The organism is Streptococcus sp. SR1 (genome assembly GCF_000526075.1).
In the GTDB taxonomy this organism is placed as follows: domain Bacteria; phylum Bacillota; class Bacilli; order Lactobacillales; family Streptococcaceae; genus Streptococcus; species Streptococcus halitosis.
In genome coordinates this window covers 44,781-62,573 of the sequence record NZ_JATR01000003.1, presented here as the reverse complement: position 1 = coordinate 62,573, position 17,793 = coordinate 44,781, and the positions used below count along the sequence as shown (strand labels likewise).

At 42.4% G+C, this 17,793-nt stretch carries 19 protein-coding genes and 3 pseudogenes; 6 read left to right on the top strand and 16 right to left on the bottom strand.

Translation table 11 applies throughout. The annotated features are described in order from the left end of the window. Window positions 1-9: 9 nt before the first annotated feature. The 4 genes from HMPREF1518_RS01260 to HMPREF1518_RS01245 all read right to left on the bottom strand — a co-directional run bounded on the left by HMPREF1518_RS01260 (window position 10) and on the right by HMPREF1518_RS01245 (window position 3,510). Window positions 10-774 (bottom strand): nucleoside phosphorylase, encoded by a 765-nt coding sequence (locus HMPREF1518_RS01260; protein WP_033583595.1) that lies wholly within the window; start codon window positions 772-774, stop codon window positions 10-12. A 272-nt stretch (window positions 775-1,046) separates the two neighbouring features. Then, entirely contained in the window at window positions 1,047-1,670 is a 624-nt protein-coding gene (locus HMPREF1518_RS01255) for a TetR/AcrR family transcriptional regulator (protein ID WP_033583593.1), read from the bottom strand. Between the two features lie 39 nt (window positions 1,671-1,709). Then, a complete protein-coding gene (locus HMPREF1518_RS01250) occupies window positions 1,710-2,792 on the bottom strand; it encodes an ABC transporter permease (protein ID WP_033583591.1) in 1,083 nt (360 codons plus the stop codon). Between the two features lies 1 nt (window position 2,793). Next, window positions 2,794-3,510 (bottom strand): ABC transporter ATP-binding protein, encoded by a 717-nt coding sequence (locus HMPREF1518_RS01245; RefSeq protein ID WP_033583589.1) that lies wholly within the window; start codon window positions 3,508-3,510, stop codon window positions 2,794-2,796. 228 nt (window positions 3,511-3,738) lie between these two features. Here HMPREF1518_RS01245 and HMPREF1518_RS11070 point away from each other — a divergent pair. The 3 genes and pseudogenes from HMPREF1518_RS11070 to HMPREF1518_RS10965 all read left to right on the top strand — a co-directional run. After that, window positions 3,739-3,873: pseudogene (locus HMPREF1518_RS11070) on the top strand (low temperature requirement protein A); the annotation flags it as partial. Window positions 3,874-3,954: 81 nt separating this feature from the next. Next, window positions 3,955-4,197: pseudogene (locus tag HMPREF1518_RS01240) on the top strand (TetR/AcrR family transcriptional regulator); the annotation flags it as partial. Window positions 4,198-4,304: 107 nt separating this feature from the next. Next, window positions 4,305-4,670, top strand: a complete 366-nt coding sequence (locus tag HMPREF1518_RS10965) for a hypothetical protein (RefSeq protein ID WP_231458931.1) — start codon at window positions 4,305-4,307, stop codon at window positions 4,668-4,670. A gap of 120 nt (window positions 4,671-4,790) precedes the next feature. Here HMPREF1518_RS10965 and HMPREF1518_RS01230 read toward each other — a convergent pair whose 3' ends face one another. Together HMPREF1518_RS01230 and HMPREF1518_RS01225 are read right to left on the bottom strand one after the other, a co-directional pair. Beyond that, window positions 4,791-6,038: a carbohydrate-binding domain-containing protein gene (locus tag HMPREF1518_RS01230; RefSeq protein ID WP_033583587.1), complete on the bottom strand. Its 1,248-nt coding sequence runs from the start codon at window positions 6,036-6,038 to the stop codon at window positions 4,791-4,793. A 284-nt stretch (window positions 6,039-6,322) separates the two neighbouring features. Next, a complete protein-coding gene (locus tag HMPREF1518_RS01225; protein ID WP_033583585.1) occupies window positions 6,323-6,886 on the bottom strand; it encodes a sugar O-acetyltransferase in 564 nt (187 codons plus the stop codon). Window positions 6,887-7,061: 175 nt separating this feature from the next. On the opposite strand from HMPREF1518_RS01225, the gene HMPREF1518_RS01220 reads away from it, so the two are divergent. The 3 genes from HMPREF1518_RS01220 to HMPREF1518_RS01210 are packed head-to-tail and all read left to right on the top strand — an operon-like array spanning window position 7,062 to window position 9,329. Then, on the top strand, window positions 7,062-7,367 hold the full coding sequence (locus HMPREF1518_RS01220) for a rhodanese-like domain-containing protein (RefSeq protein WP_033583583.1): 306 nt from the start codon (window positions 7,062-7,064) through the stop codon (window positions 7,365-7,367). A gap of 20 nt (window positions 7,368-7,387) precedes the next feature. Further along, the gene (locus tag HMPREF1518_RS01215; RefSeq protein ID WP_033583581.1) at window positions 7,388-9,043 is read left to right on the top strand and encodes an FAD-dependent oxidoreductase; all 1,656 of its coding nucleotides are present in this window, start codon (window positions 7,388-7,390) and stop codon (window positions 9,041-9,043) included. Further along, window positions 9,033-9,329: a rhodanese-like domain-containing protein gene (locus HMPREF1518_RS01210; RefSeq protein WP_033583579.1), complete on the top strand. Its 297-nt coding sequence runs from the start codon at window positions 9,033-9,035 to the stop codon at window positions 9,327-9,329. The genes HMPREF1518_RS01215 and HMPREF1518_RS01210 overlap by 11 nt, the downstream gene beginning before the upstream one ends. Before the next feature lie 311 nt (window positions 9,330-9,640). Here the strand turns inward: HMPREF1518_RS01210 and HMPREF1518_RS01205 are convergent, their stop codons facing one another. From HMPREF1518_RS01205 to HMPREF1518_RS01160, 10 genes and pseudogenes are all read right to left on the bottom strand, one after another. Continuing rightward, window positions 9,641-9,898: a metal-sensitive transcriptional regulator gene (locus HMPREF1518_RS01205; RefSeq protein ID WP_033583577.1), complete on the bottom strand. Its 258-nt coding sequence runs from the start codon at window positions 9,896-9,898 to the stop codon at window positions 9,641-9,643. Between the two features lie 196 nt (window positions 9,899-10,094). Continuing rightward, entirely contained in the window at window positions 10,095-10,637 is a 543-nt protein-coding gene (locus tag HMPREF1518_RS01200; RefSeq protein ID WP_007522615.1) for a DUF3592 domain-containing protein, read from the bottom strand. A 76-nt stretch (window positions 10,638-10,713) separates the two neighbouring features. Next, window positions 10,714-11,352 (bottom strand): hypothetical protein, encoded by a 639-nt coding sequence (locus HMPREF1518_RS01195; RefSeq protein ID WP_007522613.1) that lies wholly within the window; start codon window positions 11,350-11,352, stop codon window positions 10,714-10,716. A gap of 16 nt (window positions 11,353-11,368) precedes the next feature. Further along, window positions 11,369-12,034, bottom strand: a complete 666-nt coding sequence (locus HMPREF1518_RS01190; protein WP_007522611.1) for a hypothetical protein — start codon at window positions 12,032-12,034, stop codon at window positions 11,369-11,371. A gap of 1 nt (window position 12,035) precedes the next feature. Continuing rightward, window positions 12,036-12,608: a hypothetical protein gene (locus tag HMPREF1518_RS01185; protein WP_033583574.1), complete on the bottom strand. Its 573-nt coding sequence runs from the start codon at window positions 12,606-12,608 to the stop codon at window positions 12,036-12,038. A gap of 317 nt (window positions 12,609-12,925) precedes the next feature. Beyond that, a complete protein-coding gene (locus tag HMPREF1518_RS01180) occupies window positions 12,926-13,780 on the bottom strand; it encodes a VOC family protein (RefSeq protein ID WP_033583572.1) in 855 nt (284 codons plus the stop codon). A gap of 110 nt (window positions 13,781-13,890) precedes the next feature. Continuing rightward, entirely contained in the window at window positions 13,891-14,928 is a 1,038-nt protein-coding gene (locus HMPREF1518_RS01175; protein WP_033583570.1) for an aldose epimerase family protein, read from the bottom strand. A 146-nt stretch (window positions 14,929-15,074) separates the two neighbouring features. Next, a pseudogene (lacD, locus tag HMPREF1518_RS01170) lies at window positions 15,075-16,105 on the bottom strand (tagatose-bisphosphate aldolase). 10 nt (window positions 16,106-16,115) lie between these two features. Continuing rightward, on the bottom strand, window positions 16,116-17,282 hold the full coding sequence (locus tag HMPREF1518_RS01165) for an SIS domain-containing protein (protein WP_033583568.1): 1,167 nt from the start codon (window positions 17,280-17,282) through the stop codon (window positions 16,116-16,118). A 104-nt stretch (window positions 17,283-17,386) separates the two neighbouring features. Next, complete coding sequence (locus tag HMPREF1518_RS01160) at window positions 17,387-17,791, bottom strand: PTS sugar transporter subunit IIA (protein ID WP_000167445.1); 405 nt, start codon at window positions 17,789-17,791, stop codon at window positions 17,387-17,389. Window positions 17,792-17,793 lie beyond the last annotated feature (2 nt).

Genomic DNA, 17,793 nt, shown 5'->3' with positions numbered 1-17,793 from the left:
TAAGAGTACTCACATGTGGTGCACAATAGCAAGACAGAGTTCAAGCGCCTTATCAAAAGCTTCTGAACCCCAGTCACGACTGTCGTAGTTATCTAGATCCGCCAAGGAATCTGCAGTAAAGAGCAGTTCTCCCCAGACAACCCTACGTAACTGAGCTACTGCCGCAAGAGCAGAGCACTCCATCTCCACAACATCACAGCCTTCTTCCTTGCGATAGGCAACCTTTTCAGTCGTCTCTCGGTAAAAACCATCTGTCGTCCAGGTCATAACTTCCTCATAAGGAATGCCTCTTTGTTCCAAGACTTGCTCAATGGCAGAGATAGCCTCAATCTGTATCTCCATATAACGAGAAGATGCTACATAATGGTAGCTAGTCCCCTCATCTCGCAGAGCGCAAATAGGGATGAGAAAGGCATTCTCCTCTATATCGGCTAGGACGCCACAGGTACCAGTAGAGATGATTTGCTCCACACCATAGCCAATTAACCAATCCATAAACTGGGCCGCTGGGGCAGAGCCCACGGGCGCCTGGGCCAGACAGATCTCCTCGCCCTTGTAGTTGAGGACATAGACTGGATAAGTCTTGGTGGCCGAAACGAACTCACCAACACAGTCCGCCCCTACTTCCTTAGCATAGCGGTCAACCTCCTCCTCCAAAAACGCATAGATACACTTCTTTGGTAACTTTAAATCCAAGCCCTCATGTGTTGGCATAAGGACCGCCTGGGGATTGTCATCAAACTCCAAAATGGGAATCGCATGCTTCTGAATCATAGCTCACCTCCTCTAATTTTGTACTATTGTATCAAAAGCTGACGGAGTGTCAAGGAGTCGACTTTAGCAATCCAGAAATCTCCTCTTCTATACACTTGAGAAATCGTTGCACCGCTGGAGAAGTCGGCTTCTGTTTTGGCAAAGTGATTGAGGACTTATAAAAACATATCAAATCCAATAACAAAAAGACATGAATCTGAAATAAGCAGAACATGTCTTTTTTAGCTTGTTTGAAAGTTAAGTAAATAAACCTTAGTTCTTCTAGAACTCCCTTATTTCCACAAACCACCTAAAATCTGTTTTTCTAATAAGTCTAAGTCTTCCTCTTTTATTTCTCCATTGTCGCTAACGATATAAAGCTGAGCGAAGTAAGCCAACAATGGACCAACACCAATACGAACCATTTGAGGAATCGTTAACTCTGGATTTACACGTGGATCTGCTAGCAATTCCTTATGAAGCACTCGAAGTTTATCTTGAATAGCATTCCAGATAAAAATCTGTTCATTTTTTAGTTTTTTATTTGAAAAACTCTCTTGCAGAATGATTTTCATCAAAGCACGATTTTTTTTGAGATAGCTCATACGATTGTGGACGAGATAACGAACCCTCTCTTCTGTCGTTTCAAAAGCTAAGAGTTCCTCAAAAAAACTACCGAAAATGCCTGGGACTACAGGATGTAAAATAGCCGTCAGTAGATCATCCTTCGTCTTAAAATACTTAAACAAAGTTGCCTGGCTTAGTCCAGCACGCTCAGCTATGTGAAGAGTTGAGGTCCCATGGTAACTCCTGGTTGATATGAGATCCACTGCTGCCTGCATGATTTTTTTCTTTCCTTGAGGGTAATTCGCTTCTTCTAAGTAATCTTCAAACGATTCAAAAACAGTCTTATCCATCTAATCTTCACACCTTTTTAGCATTATTTATATTGATTTCTAAACTTTACGATAACGACGCAATCCAACAATATTAAGAATTGTTAAAATAATCAAGAAAATCATTAAAACACCAAGATTTGGCAAAATATCACCAAGATTGTGTCCGTAAAGAATAATCTGGCTTATTGCATCACCAGAATAGGTTAATGGCAAAAATTTCCCCACAGTTGGAGCCCATTCTCCCATGGATGACAATGGAATAATTCCTGAGAAAAAAAGTTGGGGCATAATCACGAGAGGAATAAATTGCATCATTTGGAATTCTGATTTTGCTAGAGTAGACAAGAGAATTCCAAAAGCTAGTGCTACAAGAGCCAGTACCACATTAACTATTATAACATTTAAAATACTTCCTACAACTTCTACATCTAGTAGCCAAATTGCTGCTAAAACGACAACTGCCGTTTGAAAAATCGCAATAATACCGTAAGACAACATATAGCCATAGACGATTTCAGATCGTTTCACTGGTGTTGCTAACAAACGTTCTAGTGTTCCACTGGTGCGCTCTTTCAAAAGCGCCATACCTGAAATCAAAAAGACAAAGAAGAAAACTACAAAACCTATCAAAACCGGAATCATACTGGTAAAGAAGCTTGTATTTTCATCTCCATACTGGTAAGACTCCTTGATTTCTGGTGTTTTTGCGTCCGAGTCCAATTGTGGAAGAGCTTGTTTAACACGAGATACTAACTGATCGGTGCCTTCACTGGCGATACTTGTCCGTAACACTTGTCGTATCATAGATGTTTTGGAGGCGTCTGTGTTTGCGTAGTCGACCTGGTACTCACCGTTTTTATAAGAAATCACAGCATCGACTTTTTCATTTGCTAGCGCTTCTTTGGCTTGATCTAAGTCTTGATAAGTCTCGACGTCCACATGATCGAGCTCATCCATTTTCGTTACCAAACCAGTTGGTAGATCCTGTGTTGCTAACTTGACATTCACGGTTGTACTAGCTGAAAACATGAGGTTCATCAACCACATGATAAAAACAGGTGCTATAAACATCAGGGCTAGAGTTCGTTTGTCACGAAGCAATTCTTTGATAACTTTTTTAGCAATAGCAATGGTTCTCATTTTACTCACCTTCTGCTTTTAAAAATACTTCTTCAATACTTGAAACTTGATAACTTTCTTTTAAGTGTTGCGGTGTATCAAAAGCAATGATTTTTCCGCCTAATAATAAGCCGACCTTATCCGTCAACTCTGCTTCATCCATAACATGGGTAGTAACTAATATCCCAACCCCATTGTCTCTAAACGCGAATAATTCTTTCCAGATTTTCTTTCGAAGAGAAGGGTCGATTCCAACTGTCGGTTCGTCCAAAATCAAGAGCTGAGGATTCCCCAGAAGCGCGATGGCTAAAGACAAGCGTCGCTTCATTCCTCCAGAATAACCGGATACCGTTTTATTCAAATGCTCTGTCAGATCTACAACTTGAGCCACATGGGCAATTTCAGCTGTCAGATCTCTTTTGGATAGCCCTTTTAGCTGACCAAAAAATTCTAGATTTTCTTGACCTGACAAAGCCTCATATAAGGCATCTGACTGGGCCATATAACCAATATCTCCTAAAATATGGCGATTGGGCATAGTGTGATTTAACACTAAAGCTACGCCTCCATCAGCCTTTTCCATTCCTAACGTAGTCTTAATCATAGTTGATTTACCAGCACCAGACGGACCAATTAATCCTATAATTTCTCCTGTCTGCAATTCAAAGCTGACATGATTCAGAACTATTTGATGGTCAAAAGATTTTACTAAATCTTGTAAATGTAGTAATGTTTTCATTTACTTTCTCCTTGGTGAGTGATTGATCACTTACTAAATATAAACCCATTATAGTGAGTGGTCACTCACTTGTCAAGAAAAAATCTGAATTTTTTTAAAAATAAAGCACCAGATATTATTATCTGATGCTTATAATGGATAGCTATTGCTTTTAGAGCTGTTTCTAAATCTCTTCTCGATACTCTGAAATGGTCTTTCCTGTCCACTTTTCAAAGGCCTATTCTTCCCCTGCTTTTCTCAGCCAATCCTACCATCGTCATTGCTATCGCAACTCTAATGACCTTGGCGATGGAAATTCATTTTACTCATTTTTATATGAAACAGACTAAGAAATTTTCAAGACCTAATTGGGAGTTGTTCTAAACAGACTAAAACTCCTACACTTGTACATGAATAGATACTTTTATGGTAAAATGAGCATAAATCTTATGATATAGTATTTCTATGAAAGAAAACAAGACCGATGCCCGTGTCATCAAAACCAAACAACGAATCGAAGCTACTTTTTTAAGAATGTTAGCTGAGATGCCATTTGAAAAGCTGACCACAACTCTCCTTATAAAGGAGTGCCTCATCAGCAAAGGGACCTTTTATGCACACTACCTAGACAAGTATGACTTGGCAGAGCAACTGATTGACCGAGAATTGCAACTCTTTGAGACACTTCTGACGCAGCGTTTTGAAAACAAGCAAACAAGTCTAGAACAACTCTCTCAAATGGCGACGAAGCGCTCCCTTCTAAAGTTCACCCTGAACATTTTGTATTTGCTGGGGTGCACGGTGGACAGGAAGTGATGAAGTTGATTGGAGAGTACGGACAACCAACTTATCAAAAAATCTTTATCAGTCTAGATGCTGAAAAACCAGTCATTCCTGATGCTGATACAAAAATTTCTATGGCAGGTGATACTGCTACTCTCATGCCCGATCCAAGCCTTGATATCAAGATGTATGGCATGCACCAGTTCAAGATGAAAAAAGGTAGACTTCGCATCAAATTAGGTGTCTTTTCCCCAGAAGCAGCTCCAAGCGAGATGGTACTCGGTCACCACGAACACCTAGCAGTTGAATTTTTCAATTCCCTCGCAATCGCCTATCAAAACAAAACATTTAGGGGAAAACTACTCAATACTCTCTTAAAATTCAAGAAATTTAAGTAAACAAAAACGGGAGACTTAACAATTTAGCCTTTGAAAGCTACGATTATAAAACCACTCATAAAATATGAATCTACGATACAAAAAGGATAACATTGCTCTTAGAATGCTATCCTTTTTTATTTATCCTTGTCCACCAGGGGCTGGACCGCCAGGACCACCATTTCCTTGAGGGCCTCCATTTGGTCCACCGCCTCCAGACATAGAGTTGACGATTTCCGTTTGTTTTTCGCCGTTGAGGTAGATATCTCCACCTGTGTAGGTCGCAGTTCCATCAAAGTCAAAACCTGTCTGACCAGTCATTTTAATGGTTCCGCCTGTGACCGTGATATTGCCGTTTGAGTCAATTGGGTCTGTATCCCCTTGACCAACTTCTACTGTCAGGTTACCACCGTTCATGGTAAAGAAAATCTCACTTTGTTGGGCGTTTTTATTAGCTGCATTGACTCCATCATCTGTCGAATAGATGGTAATGTCCCCACCGTTGATAGTGATGGACTTACCTTCAAGTCCTTCTGTCGAATTCTTGACGGTGTAGGTCCCACTATCGATGACGAGGTCTCCAGAAGCGTGGATGCCATCATCTCCTGCTGTAACGGTGATGTTGTTATTAGATAGGTACATGGTTCCGACTGAAGTATCCTCATCATTATCCACCTTGACTCCGTCTTCTTTAGCATCAATGATCATGGTCGTACCAGTGATGTTGAGCTCATCATTGACATTAAAGGCATCGCCAACTGCTGTGATGTTATAGGTTCCACCAGTGATGTGGAGGGTGTCGTTGGCCTTAATACCATTATTTTTCTTTCCTTCTACATTAAGAGTTCCTTTCCCGTTGATGGTTAAATCCACCTTAGAAAAGAGAGCTGCGTCGGCTTTTTCGTCACTGTTCGAGCTTGAGTCAGAGAGACTGTTGGTGGTTCCTTCTGCCAGAGTCAGGTAGACGTGGCCGACTGATGTCGCAGATATCGCTGCATTGGTATTGGTCATGGTTGCACCTTTTAGGACTAGGTGAACATCTGCTGACTTATCTGCCTCGACCTTGATCTGAACTCCGTCAGACTGACCTGAAATTACATAGGTGCCAGATTTTGTGATGGTCACTGTTGAGCCAGAAACTGTCACGCCATCTCCAGAGACGTTTGCAGATGAGCCAGATAGCTCAATCTTAGAAGCTGTGCTTTCATCATAAGAAGTATCATAGTCCTTCTCTGTAAAATAGGATGATTGATTTGTCTTTGTTGAAGTTGTTGTGGCACTATTTGTCGTTTCATTGGTAGTGGATGTAGTTGTTGACTGGGCACATGCTGCCATCAGCACCATTGCCGTTAAACTCGTTGCGAGTAGGGTCCATTTTTTTGATTTCATACCTTTTTCCTCTCCTTCGTATGATATAGCTAGACAGTCTACTGAAGATTCCTGAAACAAAACTAAAACTTTTCTGAAAGTTTCCTTAAATTCAGTTTGGATTAGATTTCGCCTAGTAATTTTTTAGAAAGGGCTGCTAAAACAATTTTTGAACTCTAGACTACCTTTAATAGATTTTTAAAACCAACATCCCTCAGTGCGATGTTTCCTTGACCAAGAAAGCAAAAAAGAAGAAAAATTTATAAGATTAGAGTTCATAAAAAGAACAGCCCTAGCTGTTCTTTTTAATTTTCTTTTACAGGAATTTCCTTGATAACACGTGCAGGATTGCCAGCTAGGACGACATTGTCTCCAAAGGACTTGGTAATCACGGCCCCTGCTCCAGCGACGACATTATTACCCAGTGTCACCCCAGGAAGGACAATGACGCCACCTCCAGCCCAGAAATTGTCTCCGATGATGATGGGCTTGCCGTATTCGACACCTGAATTACGTTCATCCGGATCTAGTGGATGGAGGGGAGTTAAAAACTGACAGTTGGGACCAAGCATAGCGTTGTCTCCGATGCGAATCTGACAAACATCCAGCATGGTCAAGTTCCAATTAGAATAAAAATTTTCCCCTAGATGGATATTGACCCCATAATCGACCACCAAGCGTGGATTGACATAGAGATTTTGCCCAGTTGAGCCAAACCAAGTCTTGATAATATCCGCTCCCTTCAAGGGATCTTCTTCCTTGTTAAAGGCAGCCTGTTTCTGACGTGCTGTCTGAGCCAAGGCCCGTAACTCTGGGTCAAATGGATGATAGGGGTCCCCTGCTATCATTTTCTGGTATTCGCTAGCCATCTCATCACCTCACACTTACTTTGGACCCATCATATCAAAAAGCCTTTGAAAGGTCAAGAATAGCCTGCTTTCTGGACTCTCGAAACTAATTCCCTCCCAAGTCAAAACAACTTGCTTGACAAAATGTTGACTTCATGGTTTAATATACCCCATAAGGGTATATTTGGAGGTGCCTATGTTTCACTTATTTACAAAAATTGACAGTATTTCTACCAGCGAGTTAGAAGCTAAACTCAGAGAACCGATTCAGCTACTGGATGTTCGGACGCCTACGGAATTTCACAGAGGTCATATCAAAAATGCCAAGAATGTCCCTCTAACCGAAATCGGTTCCTACACACCTGCGACAAAAGAAACACTTTATGTCATTTGTCATTCTGGTGTGCGAAGCAAACTAGCCGCTAAAAAGCTTAAGAAAAAAGGCTACGATGTCATCAATGTCCGAGGCGGTATGAGCGCTTGGACAGGCAAGGTCATCTAGAAGTATAAAGGAGAAAGTCAATGAAAATTATCATTGTCGGAGGAGTTGCAGGCGGTATGTCAGCAGCAACCCGCCTCAGACGTCTCATGGAAGACGCTGAAATCACTATTTTTGAGAAAGGTCCCTTTGTTTCCTTTGCAAACTGCGGACTTCCTTACTATGTTTCAGGAGAAATTGCAAACCGTGATAGTTTATTGGTCCAAACTCCTGAAAGTCTCAGGGCACGCTTTAATCTCGATGTGCGGCCATTTCACGAGGTTATCCAGATTTCGCCAGAAGAACACACTGTGACGGTGCGACACGATGAACAGGAATTCACGGAAAGCTACGACAAGCTGATCCTCTCTCCAGGAGCTAAACCGTTTGTTCCTGCCATTGAAGGTTTGGCAGAAGCTAAGAACGCCTACACGCTCCGCAATGTTCCCGATCTCGACGATATTATGGCGGCCTTGGACAATCATCCAAAAGAAGCTGTCGTCATCGGTGCAGGCTTTATCGGGCTTGAAATGGCTGAAAATCTGGCGAAACGGGGCTTGCAAGTCACCATCGTGGAGAAAGCACCACATGTCTTGCCACCATTAGATCAAGAAATGGCGGCCTTTGTCCAAGCAGAATTGGTCAAAAACGGCATCCGCGTTATCACTTCCCAGTCTGCGACTCGATTTGAAGACCAGGGAAAAGTCATCGTTCTCGAAAACGGTCAAAAGATCACTTCTGACCTCACCATCCTTTCTGTCGGTGTTGAACCTGAAAATGAACTAGCTAAAGTTGCGGGGATTGAACTGGGACTACGTGGCGGTATCTTAGTCGACGAACACTACGAAACCAGTCAAAAAGATATCTTTGCAGTCGGGGATGCCATCGTCGTCAAGCAAGAGATTACAGGCCAAGATGCCCTCATCTCTCTCGCTTCTCCTGCCAATCGGCAAGGACGCCAAGTGGCGGACGTCATAGCAGGACTCGGTCGTACAAACAAGGGCAGCATCGGCACTGCTATCGTTCGTGCCTTTGATATGACAGCCGCTTCGACTGGTCTCAGCGAACGCATCCTTCGCATGAATCAACTCCCTTACAAGGCGCTTCATGTCAGTGGGAAAGACCACGCTGGTTATTATCCTGGCGCTACTGATCTCACCTTGAAACTCCTCTTTGACCCGACCACTGGAAAAATCTACGGTGCTCAAGGAGTTGGGAAGAAAGGCGTTGACAAGCGAATCGATATCCTGGCAACTGCTATCAAGGGAAATCTCACCGTCTTTGACTTACCAGAATTGGAGTTCACCTATGCACCACCATTTGGCTCTGCCAAGGATCCCGTCAATATACTGGGCTACGCAGCCTTGAACCTTATCGAAGGTCTCAGCGACAATATCCAATGGTACCAGCTCGAAGACGAACTGGCTAAGGGCAAGAAATTCTTAGATGTACGGACAAGTGGCGAATTCCAGAGTGGTCGACTCAGAGTCGATACCATCCACATCCCCCTAAACGAACTACGGGAACGCTTGGACGAACTGGATAAGAACCAAGCCTACATCGTTAGCTGCCACAGCGGTTTGCGTAGCTATATCGCAGAGCGTATCCTCAAACAAGCAGGATTTACCGTCCAAAACCTTGACGGCGCTTATTCACTATACAAAATGGCTAAACCAGAAGGAGTCGAATATGGTAACTAATATCAGCATGGCTGACTTTTATGAAAAATATCAAAATGAAAATCTAGATCTTATCGATGTTCGTGAAGTACATGAATTCCAAGCAGGACATGCACCAGGTGCAAGAAATCTGCCTTTAAGCACCTTGGAACAAGGCTACAAAGAACTCAAGCCTGACCATGCATACCATGTTATCTGTCAAGGTGGAGTACGTTCTGCATCTGCCTGTCAATTTCTCAGTGCCCAAGGCCTCACCGTTATCAACGTAGAAGGTGGTATGAATGCTTGGCCCGGTCAAGTAAAATAAGCAAAAGAAGCTGAGCAACAACTCAATTTCAGGAGAAAATGAAGTAATACTCAATGAAAATCAAAGTGCAAACTAGGAAGCTAGCTGCAGACTGTACTTGAGTACGGAGGTGAAGCTGACGTGGTTTGAATTTGATTTTCGAAGAGTATAAATCTCCCCACAATAAAACGCATACTATCAAGGTTTTTCAACACCTGATAGTATGCGTTTTTTAATTTTAAAGACTTTTTACCCAGCCTCTTTTGATTCAAATTAAACTATTCTATTAATAGTTAGATATACCTTTGCAACTATCGTCTCAAAAAATTAGTTCATTTCCGTTTAATCAAGTAGCGGATGGCCTTTTCTAGGCGTTCCTTTTGAGCCTCGGGATCATCTAGTGGTTGGTTGATGCAGGCGGTGAGATTTTCCGTAATCATCATCTCAATCACGCGCTCAACACTGGAGCGAACTGCTGTCAACTGAGTAATGATATCTGCGCAGTCACGATCTTCATCGATCATCTTTTGAATCCCACGCAACTGGCCCTCTGAACGTTTCAGGCGTGTTATATACTTTGAGTTTGTCATTGATTTATCCTTGGTCACTTTTTCTTCATTATATCTCGAATACGGTTCTTTGTCAAAATTCTCATCCTATCTGTCTTTATAGGAGGCAAGCTTTTCTCTGGATTGGATAGAAAAATCTGCTGAACAGGAAAAAGGAGAACTAAGGCTGTTCTCCTTGAAGTACGATTGGGAAATCAAGTTTCCGATTAGTTATGCCTTATATCTTGGACAAAAAGGCTAGGATCACTATCCCATAGACTAGAACTAGAGCCAGCCCAAATCCGATACCAAACCACTTGTAAAACTTGTCCATTCCACTGTAACGTTCGACATAGGCCCTGGCCGGCTTGTCTGGATCATACCAGACCGTCAGCTCCGAATGAAGGGGGAAATGGGTCTGCATCAAGCGTTTGAAGGAAACAAAGGAGTTACTGTAGCGAGTGATTGAAGGCGCTAGCATATCTTCTCTTGTATAGTCCTTTAAAAATTTAGTAGTCCCCCACGGAATTGTGACCGTTTTGAACATAAAATACTGCAAGGTTTTCTTATAAGCAATCCCATCCACCGTGTATTCGACGATAGGTGGATACCCCTCACGAAAACGGCTATAGCCGATAACCGTTCCAGGAACGGATGACTTGGCAAGGCGGACCAACTTCTGATCCCGAAGATAGAGGAAAAGAAAGGTCCCACACACAAATACAAAAGATAGGAAGATGACGATTGTTCCAACTATCAAACCAATCACTTCTTTAGTCATATGAACTCCTCCTGTTATTCTATACAGTAAAATCTCAAAACTAACTCATCCAGAAAAGACATCGAAGCCCTGGAGTCTACTCTTCGGATTTTTCTTTTGACTGTTTTTCTCTTAAATCTTTCACAGATTTCGATATGATATCTCTCACCTGTTCGTCAGTAAGTCCTGGAATCTGGTAATAGGGATTATTGGACTCGCTTTTTGACGGTTTTGTTCCTGAATTTTCGGTTTTAGAACTTTGTTCAGTCGAAGACGAGGATTTCGACTCTGAGGAACTGGACGACTCAGACTCAGAAGGCTTGGACGTTTCAGGCGTTTTAGAATCAACCTTAGGTGGCTTGTTTACTTGGTCGTTCGGCTGTTTCACAGGTTTATAGAATAGCCCAAAAGACAACAGCAAGGCTATCAAGATCCCAATACCAGCCAAGGTTCTTTTATTTGCTTCAGCCGAGGGAACCTTTACTCCCTTTGTACTGAGTATTTTCCATTCTGGATGCTCTTTTTCTATAGCTTTTTTCTGTCTCCTAAGAGGACCAAGTAGAAAATGATTAAAAGGCACAATCGTTACCATAGCCACCGTTATAAGCGGGACATAATTGGAATGACTTGATACCAGTAGAACATCGAGGATAGCGAGAAGAATGAAGAGGAAACGCCCCACAAACTTACGAACTTGATGCTCTTTTTTGATTTGCAAATATCTCTCTTGTGACATCATTATCTCCTCTTTTCTATTTCTCTTCCCTAAATAATACTTTTCCCTGCTTGTATTTTCGTACGGCTAAAATCCAGCGGATTGGATTGTTTTGAAATAGTAGAAGAACCACGCTAATTGGGACGATCGTTGCTCCGATTGGTACCATGAACATGGACGGCTTAAACCATTCCTGTTCATAGTAAGGAATGAAAGTCGCAGGTATAGCAAAAAATACAACAATAACAAAAACAAATAGAAGAACGAGGATAACAAATAGATACAAGATGATTTTATCAACTGTTGGTTCCTTATCTGGTGACTTCCTCCAAAAAGTACTACTTTCAACCGCATCTTTAAACTGTTCTTCACTTGCTGGAACAAGCGACTTAGCCCCACTGTAGAAAAGTTTTTCAAATCCATAAACACTTCCGATAAAAACAAAAAGGATTGCGGCTAGATGGATAGGAATCATCCACTCACTCAATCTAAAGGGCATTATCAAGGAACGAATCCAAATACTGATGATAGCAACTAGCAAGAAAGCAAAAAAGAGAATCCAAGACCACTTGGATTTCTTTGAACTGATGGCGCCTTCACTATCTGGCAAGTTGCTAGATTCTGTCGTTAATGCCTCTCTCGTCCTTGTGTTATAGTAGATGGATTGCTGGCTTCCTTGGCCTATATAAATGATTTTTCTCATCTTACATTTCTCCCTCTTTTCCTCGGCTATCGTCCTGTAATGTCTCCATCAGCTCTTTGAACAGTCGTTTGCGCGTTTTCATCTGAAATTCATAGACAATATAAACAAGTGAAAAAATCCCTAACATATACATCATCAAGAACAGAAAATCAGAGTAGGTAAAATAACGATAGATGGAAAACAGAATCATGAGAAAACAAAAAACCTCAACTAGGACTGTCCATCTAGATTTTCTTCTAAGTGTTTTAATATTGGCTTTTGTTAACCTAACTTTTCTAAATCTATCTGTCTTCATTTTACGTCGGGTAGATTTGGCAAGGAGAATTGTCCCGAAAATTAAAAACAGAGACATCAAGATAAAGAAAAGCAGATTGAAAGGTGATGAGACATCTCCAAAGGTTTGGTTGAGCAACTTCGACAGCCGTTGCAAGGAAAAGACTGCAATAGGAGCTGCAATGGCTGAATAATTCATGCCTTGTTTTACTTCATAGAATACTTGATTTCTCAGATCATAATAAATAAAATAGTCCTCCAGAGGGCCCATATTGATTAATTTTTTTACACTTGTGTCCATCTTATTTCCCGTCTCCTAAACTCAATACGGATGTTCAAACAGAGTTCGACTTTCTCTTAAAAGCTTCGTGACAACGATTGCGAGCATTCTAGCCGATTTTTCGGCCTTTGCCTTCCTAGAGAAAGAAAAGTTTATTAGTATTATAGCATGAACCCCCAGAAAAGGGAAAATATCCCTGACCGATACCTTAGCTAGAGTCAAAAAAGGCTTCGTCATTTCATTTCGTCATTTCATACAAAAGCGAACAAGTCCGCGTTCTAAAAACAGAATGCGAGCCTGTCCGCCTTTTTCTATGTATATGATGTGTTTTCTTCATCTCATCGTGCCAAGCGAATGCGGGTCACAATCCCGTCTGGGTCTATAAGATCCAACTCACTCGAATGTAACCACTTGATCGGAGCTTCCACCTCTTGTGCTTGCTCAACGATGGCTAAGAGTTCTTCCTTGCTTTCGACCTCAAGGACGTAGTAGGACAAGCCCGGCAAGCCTTGTTCACGCGGAGCTAGCCCTTTTCCAGCCCATTCGTTGACAGCCAGGTGGTGATGGTACTGACCAGCCGCTATCCAACTAGCACTAGGAATGCTAAATTTATCTTCTAGCCCTAACACCTTTTGATAAAACTGACTCGCCGCGCGGCTATCCTTCACCGATAGATGGATATGCCCCATTCTCGTCCCTTCAGCTAGGATAAAGGGATCCACCTTTTCCCCTAACTCATAGATATCCTGTGCCGCAAGGGCTTCGGTCACACCGATAATGCGGCCGTCTTCTCGAATATCCCATGAAGACACTGGCTTATCACGGTAGAGTTCAATGCCATTTCCTTCCAAATCCTCTAGATAAAGAGCCTCGCTGTATCCATGATCTGCACCCCCAACCAGAGGAATGCGTAAATCACTTAGGTGTCTCAAGACATCTGCCAAGGCTTTTCGTGTCGGCAACAAAATCGCCAGATGGTAGAGTCCATAATACTCCCTTACTTCCCCTGTCTTTTCTGCCTGAATCAAGTGAACCAAGGCTTTTCGACCAAGTCCCAAAATCGCTTCTGTCTCTGTTTGGGATAAAATCTCCAAGCCAATAATCTGGTGATAAAAAGCCGTTTGACTCGTCAAATCCTTGACATTTAAAACAGCCTCTGCTAGATAAATGTGGCTTTGGTATGCATAAGTCATCGGGTGTCTCCTTTCGTTTGTTGTAACTTAATTAATTACATCAATTATACACTATTGAGATAGAATGTCAACGAAGACAACTCAAAAGAGCTGGAAACCAGCTCTTCTTTTTATTTAACAACAAGCTCGTAACGAGTTTTGCTGGTGAAGGTTTCCCCTGCTTTGAGAATGACTTGGTCTTTGAGGTCGCTATGAATAGCATCTGGTAAAGCCTGCGCTTCAAGGGCAATCCCATTGTGCTGTACCATTGGCTGACCTCCTATGATGACACTCTCATCCACAAAGTTTGCTGTGTAGACCACAAGGCAAGGGGCCTCTGTCTTGAAAAGCAGGAAACGACCTGAGTTTTGATCATAAAGGAAACCAGCATTGTCATGACCTGCAGGGAGAGCAAATGGGTGATCCAAACCAGATACCAACTGGATTTGCTCATCGTTCTCTGCAAAGATATCCTTGAGCAAAGCACCATTGTAGATGTGTTTCACCACATCGCGATCAGCATCTGGAGTCTTAGCTGGAACACCGTCTGGAGCGATTGGGTAAATGCCCTCCGTATTTAGCTGGAAGACATGGCGATCAATTGTCTGCGTGAAATCACCAGATAAGTTGAAGTAGCTATGATTAGTTGGATTGACCAGCGTATCCTGATCTGTCGTCACCTTATAGCTGACTTCGTAGGCACCAGTTTCTTCCAAGTGGTAGCTAATCCAAATCTTGAGATTACCAGGAAATCCTCCTGTCCCGTCTGTACGCTCTGTGTAGAGAGTCAATCCATGGTCGCTCACCTCAACCAATTCAAACAAGCTCGAATCCCAACCTGTTGAACCACTATGGTTGCAGTTGCTAGCATTATTAACTTCAAGCTCATAGGTCTGGCCATTGAGTTCAAATGTCGCTCCAGCAATACGGCCTGCTACCGGCCCCACACTAGCTCCATGCTTGGGACTATTCCCCACATAACTCTCAAAATCATCAAAACCCAAGATGACATTAGCAAAATTACCAGCCTTGTCAGGTGTGACATAGCGCAAAATGGTCGCACCATAAGTCATAACTTCAAGCTGGTAACCACCATCAGTTTCAAAGCGATAGGCCAAGACATCCTTGCCCTCATGATTTCCAAATACACGCTCTGTGTATGCTTTCATTTTCATCTCCTTTTTTCTATTTCTATTAAGTAAACAAACCATAGAAAGTGTATGTACCATCTATGGTTGTAGTTTCTATTTTCAGAATCCTTTGTCAGAAAACCTTAAGTAGCTTCTTAACAAAAAGGGATTCTTCTATTCTTATTTTATGCTTCTACACGTTCAGTCCATGAAGTCGCTGTTGTTTGAAGAACCTTGTTGAGTTCGTCAATGTTCTCAAATCCAGTTGTGCGAAGCCAGTCGCGAGCTGCTGCTTCACCATCTTTGATGTAAGCTTCAACTGATCCAGCCCATGTAGCACGGCCACAAAGAACACCATTGAAATTCGCGCCTGATTCGTGGGCACAGACAAGGGTTTCTTGGAAGAGTTTGGCTGATACACCTGCACTCAAGTAGATATATGGCAAGTTAGTCGCTTCATCTTGTGCTTTGAAGAAAGCTGCTGCTTCTTCGCGTGTATGCACGATTTCACCATCACCAAAGCCTTCAACGTATTTGACGTTGACTGGAACTTCCACTTTCAAGACATCGATGTTGAAGCGTGGGTCTGAGAAGACCTTCATAGCACCGATAACCTTGTGTGGTTTTACTTTTGCGTATTCAGCAGAGCCAGCGTCAGCGATTTTTTCATCGTAAGCGAGGATTTCAAGGAAGAATGGAATGTCTTCCGCCACACACTCTGAACCGATGCGTTCGATGTAGGCTTGTTTACACTCGAACCGATGCGTTCGATGTAGGCTTGTTTTTCTTGGTTGAGTTCGTCAGAGCTGTCTACGTCATAGTAAAGCAAGAATTTGACTGCATCCGCACCTTGTTCTTTGATGCGTTTGGCAGACCAAACATCCAAACAGTCAGGCAAGCGTTTGGTACTTGTTGTGTCATAACCCGTTTTCTCATAAGCAAGGAGAAGACCAGCATTTGGATCAAGCGCTTTTGTAGCTGGAAGGCCATATTCAGGGTCGAGAAGCATAGAGGATGCGTATTTTGTCAATTCATCTGCAACCAAGACCTTGAGTTCTTCCATTTGAGCGACTGTTGGCTCTTCTGTTTGGTATTGAGCCATGAGGCGTTTCAAAGCGCCACGTTGGTCAAAGGCAAGAGCTGAGATAATGCCGTTCTCGTCAGAGAGTTTTTGCAAGCAAGCTACTTTATTGGGACTTAATTGTAATTTACTCATAGACACTTCCTTATTTTTGATAGTCATGAATGATCACACCTTGTACCACACGGTTTACAGTGCCAGTAGGAGATGGTGTATCTGGTTTATTTTCTACCTTGAGTGAAGTCAATAGGGCAAAGAGTTGGGCATAAACGATGTAAGGGAAGACACGGTAAATATCGTTCAAGACACCGCCACAACCAAGTGCTACTTCTTTGACATTTTCAAGACCAAAGGCTTGATCACTCAAGAGCACAACACGACGAGCAATCTGATCACCAGCCACTTCACGAACCAAGTCCAAGTCGTACTTGCGAGTGTAGTCTGTCGTTGTACCAAATACCAAAACAACGGTATCTTCGTTGATCAATGATTTTGGACCGTGACGGAAGCCAACTGGGCTTTCATACATGGTAGCCACTTGACCAGCTGTCAATTCCAAAATCTTGAGCTGAGCTTCATGAGCAAGTCCAAAGAAAGGACCAGCGCCCAGGTAGATAACACGGTTAAAGTCAAGGTCAACAAGCTCTTTAACATCTTCTGCATTGTCTAGAACTTTACGCGCAAGGCTAGACACAACTTCAAAACGTTCAGCTTTCACAGCAAATTCTGTAGGATCAAAAACCAAGAGAGCTGTTAGCATCATGGACGTAAAGCTAGAAGTCATGGCAAATCCAGCGTCATTGGAAGCAGCTGGTTGCAAGAGTAAAAGATTGCGCTCATCGCCATGAGCTTGAAGAGCCAATTTACCATCTGCAGCACATGTAATGGTCACTTGATAGAGGTCATCAACCAAGGCTTTGGCCAAATCAACCGTCGCCACACTTTCAGGTGAATTCCCACTACGAGCAAAGGAAACAAGGACAGTCGCCACATCTTTTTTCAGATAGGTTTCTGGATTGGCAACAATATCAGTTGTCGCAATGGCATTGAAATTCCATTTGCGTTCATCATAGACTTCCTTAAAGTATGGTACCAAGGTATCTCCCACATAAGCAGAAGTACCAGCACCCGTCAAGATGACCTTGATATAGTCATGCTTATCAGCGATCCCTTGTAGGAAGGCTGCAATTTCTTCACGTTTTGCTTGATAGGCTTCAAAAGCCTCTTTCCATACATCAGGCTGTTGGTAGATTTCACGAGTCGTGATTTCTGCACCCAGTTCAAGTAATTCTTCTTTTGTGTAATTTAGCATAGAGTTCCTCTAATCTATTGTCGTTTCATTCCTATTGAAAATATGGGAATGGGAGTGACTCCCATTCCCATGTATATTCTATATAAGATGCTCTAAGTCACATCTTATTCATCTTCATCGTCGTCGAAGCTTGCCAATAAATCATTAACTTTCACAATGCTTTCTGAAGCACGACTCTTATAGTCCGCATCCATTCCAGTTAGGCTTGCATTGATAAATTCAATGACCATCGGAAGGTTCATTCCTGCATACAGTTCAATGTCACGACCTTCCATAATCAGACGGCTCACCACGTTACATGGAGTTCCGCCAAGAAGATCCGCAAAGACTAGGAAATCATCCAATCCTTCAACAGCAGCTTCAAATTTTGCAGTAAATTCTTCTGGTCCATCTTCTGGAAGAAGAGCAACCGCATGAATGTTGTCTTGTGGTCCCATAATCATCTCTGTGCTACCTTTAAGTTCTTCACAGAAACGACCGTGGCTCACTAAAATCAATGATTTAGTCATAA

What these genes read in the sequence shown, in the direction of transcription:
- HMPREF1518_RS01260 (WP_033583595.1), bottom strand. Translation starts at nt 774, where the DNA reads ATGATTCAGAAGCATGCGATTCCCATTTTGGAGTTTGATGACAATCCC.
- HMPREF1518_RS01255 (WP_033583593.1), bottom strand. Translation starts at nt 1,670, where the DNA reads ATGGATAAGACTGTTTTTGAATCGTTTGAAGATTACTTAGAAGAAGCG.
- HMPREF1518_RS01250 (WP_033583591.1), bottom strand. Translation starts at nt 2,792, where the DNA reads ATGAGAACCATTGCTATTGCTAAAAAAGTTATCAAAGAATTGCTTCGT.
- HMPREF1518_RS01245 (WP_033583589.1), bottom strand. Translation starts at nt 3,510, where the DNA reads ATGAAAACATTACTACATTTACAAGATTTAGTAAAATCTTTTGACCAT.
- HMPREF1518_RS10965 (WP_231458931.1), top strand. Translation starts at nt 4,305, where the DNA reads ATGAAGTTGATTGGAGAGTACGGACAACCAACTTATCAAAAAATCTTT.
- HMPREF1518_RS01230 (WP_033583587.1), bottom strand. Translation starts at nt 6,038, where the DNA reads ATGAAATCAAAAAAATGGACCCTACTCGCAACGAGTTTAACGGCAATG.
- HMPREF1518_RS01225 (WP_033583585.1), bottom strand. Translation starts at nt 6,886, where the DNA reads ATGGCTAGCGAATACCAGAAAATGATAGCAGGGGACCCCTATCATCCA.
- HMPREF1518_RS01220 (WP_033583583.1), top strand. Translation starts at nt 7,062, where the DNA reads ATGTTTCACTTATTTACAAAAATTGACAGTATTTCTACCAGCGAGTTA.
- HMPREF1518_RS01215 (WP_033583581.1), top strand. Translation starts at nt 7,388, where the DNA reads ATGAAAATTATCATTGTCGGAGGAGTTGCAGGCGGTATGTCAGCAGCA.
- HMPREF1518_RS01210 (WP_033583579.1), top strand. Translation starts at nt 9,033, where the DNA reads ATGGTAACTAATATCAGCATGGCTGACTTTTATGAAAAATATCAAAAT.
- HMPREF1518_RS01205 (WP_033583577.1), bottom strand. Translation starts at nt 9,898, where the DNA reads ATGACAAACTCAAAGTATATAACACGCCTGAAACGTTCAGAGGGCCAG.
- HMPREF1518_RS01200 (WP_007522615.1), bottom strand. Translation starts at nt 10,637, where the DNA reads ATGACTAAAGAAGTGATTGGTTTGATAGTTGGAACAATCGTCATCTTC.
- HMPREF1518_RS01195 (WP_007522613.1), bottom strand. Translation starts at nt 11,352, where the DNA reads ATGTCACAAGAGAGATATTTGCAAATCAAAAAAGAGCATCAAGTTCGT.
- HMPREF1518_RS01190 (WP_007522611.1), bottom strand. Translation starts at nt 12,034, where the DNA reads ATGAGAAAAATCATTTATATAGGCCAAGGAAGCCAGCAATCCATCTAC.
- HMPREF1518_RS01185 (WP_033583574.1), bottom strand. Translation starts at nt 12,608, where the DNA reads ATGGACACAAGTGTAAAAAAATTAATCAATATGGGCCCTCTGGAGGAC.
- HMPREF1518_RS01180 (WP_033583572.1), bottom strand. Translation starts at nt 13,780, where the DNA reads ATGACTTATGCATACCAAAGCCACATTTATCTAGCAGAGGCTGTTTTA.
- HMPREF1518_RS01175 (WP_033583570.1), bottom strand. Translation starts at nt 14,928, where the DNA reads ATGAAAGCATACACAGAGCGTGTATTTGGAAATCATGAGGGCAAGGAT.
- HMPREF1518_RS01165 (WP_033583568.1), bottom strand. Translation starts at nt 17,282, where the DNA reads ATGCTAAATTACACAAAAGAAGAATTACTTGAACTGGGTGCAGAAATC.
- HMPREF1518_RS01160 (WP_000167445.1), bottom strand. Translation starts at nt 17,791, where the DNA reads ATGACTAAATCATTGATTTTAGTGAGCCACGGTCGTTTCTGTGAAGAA.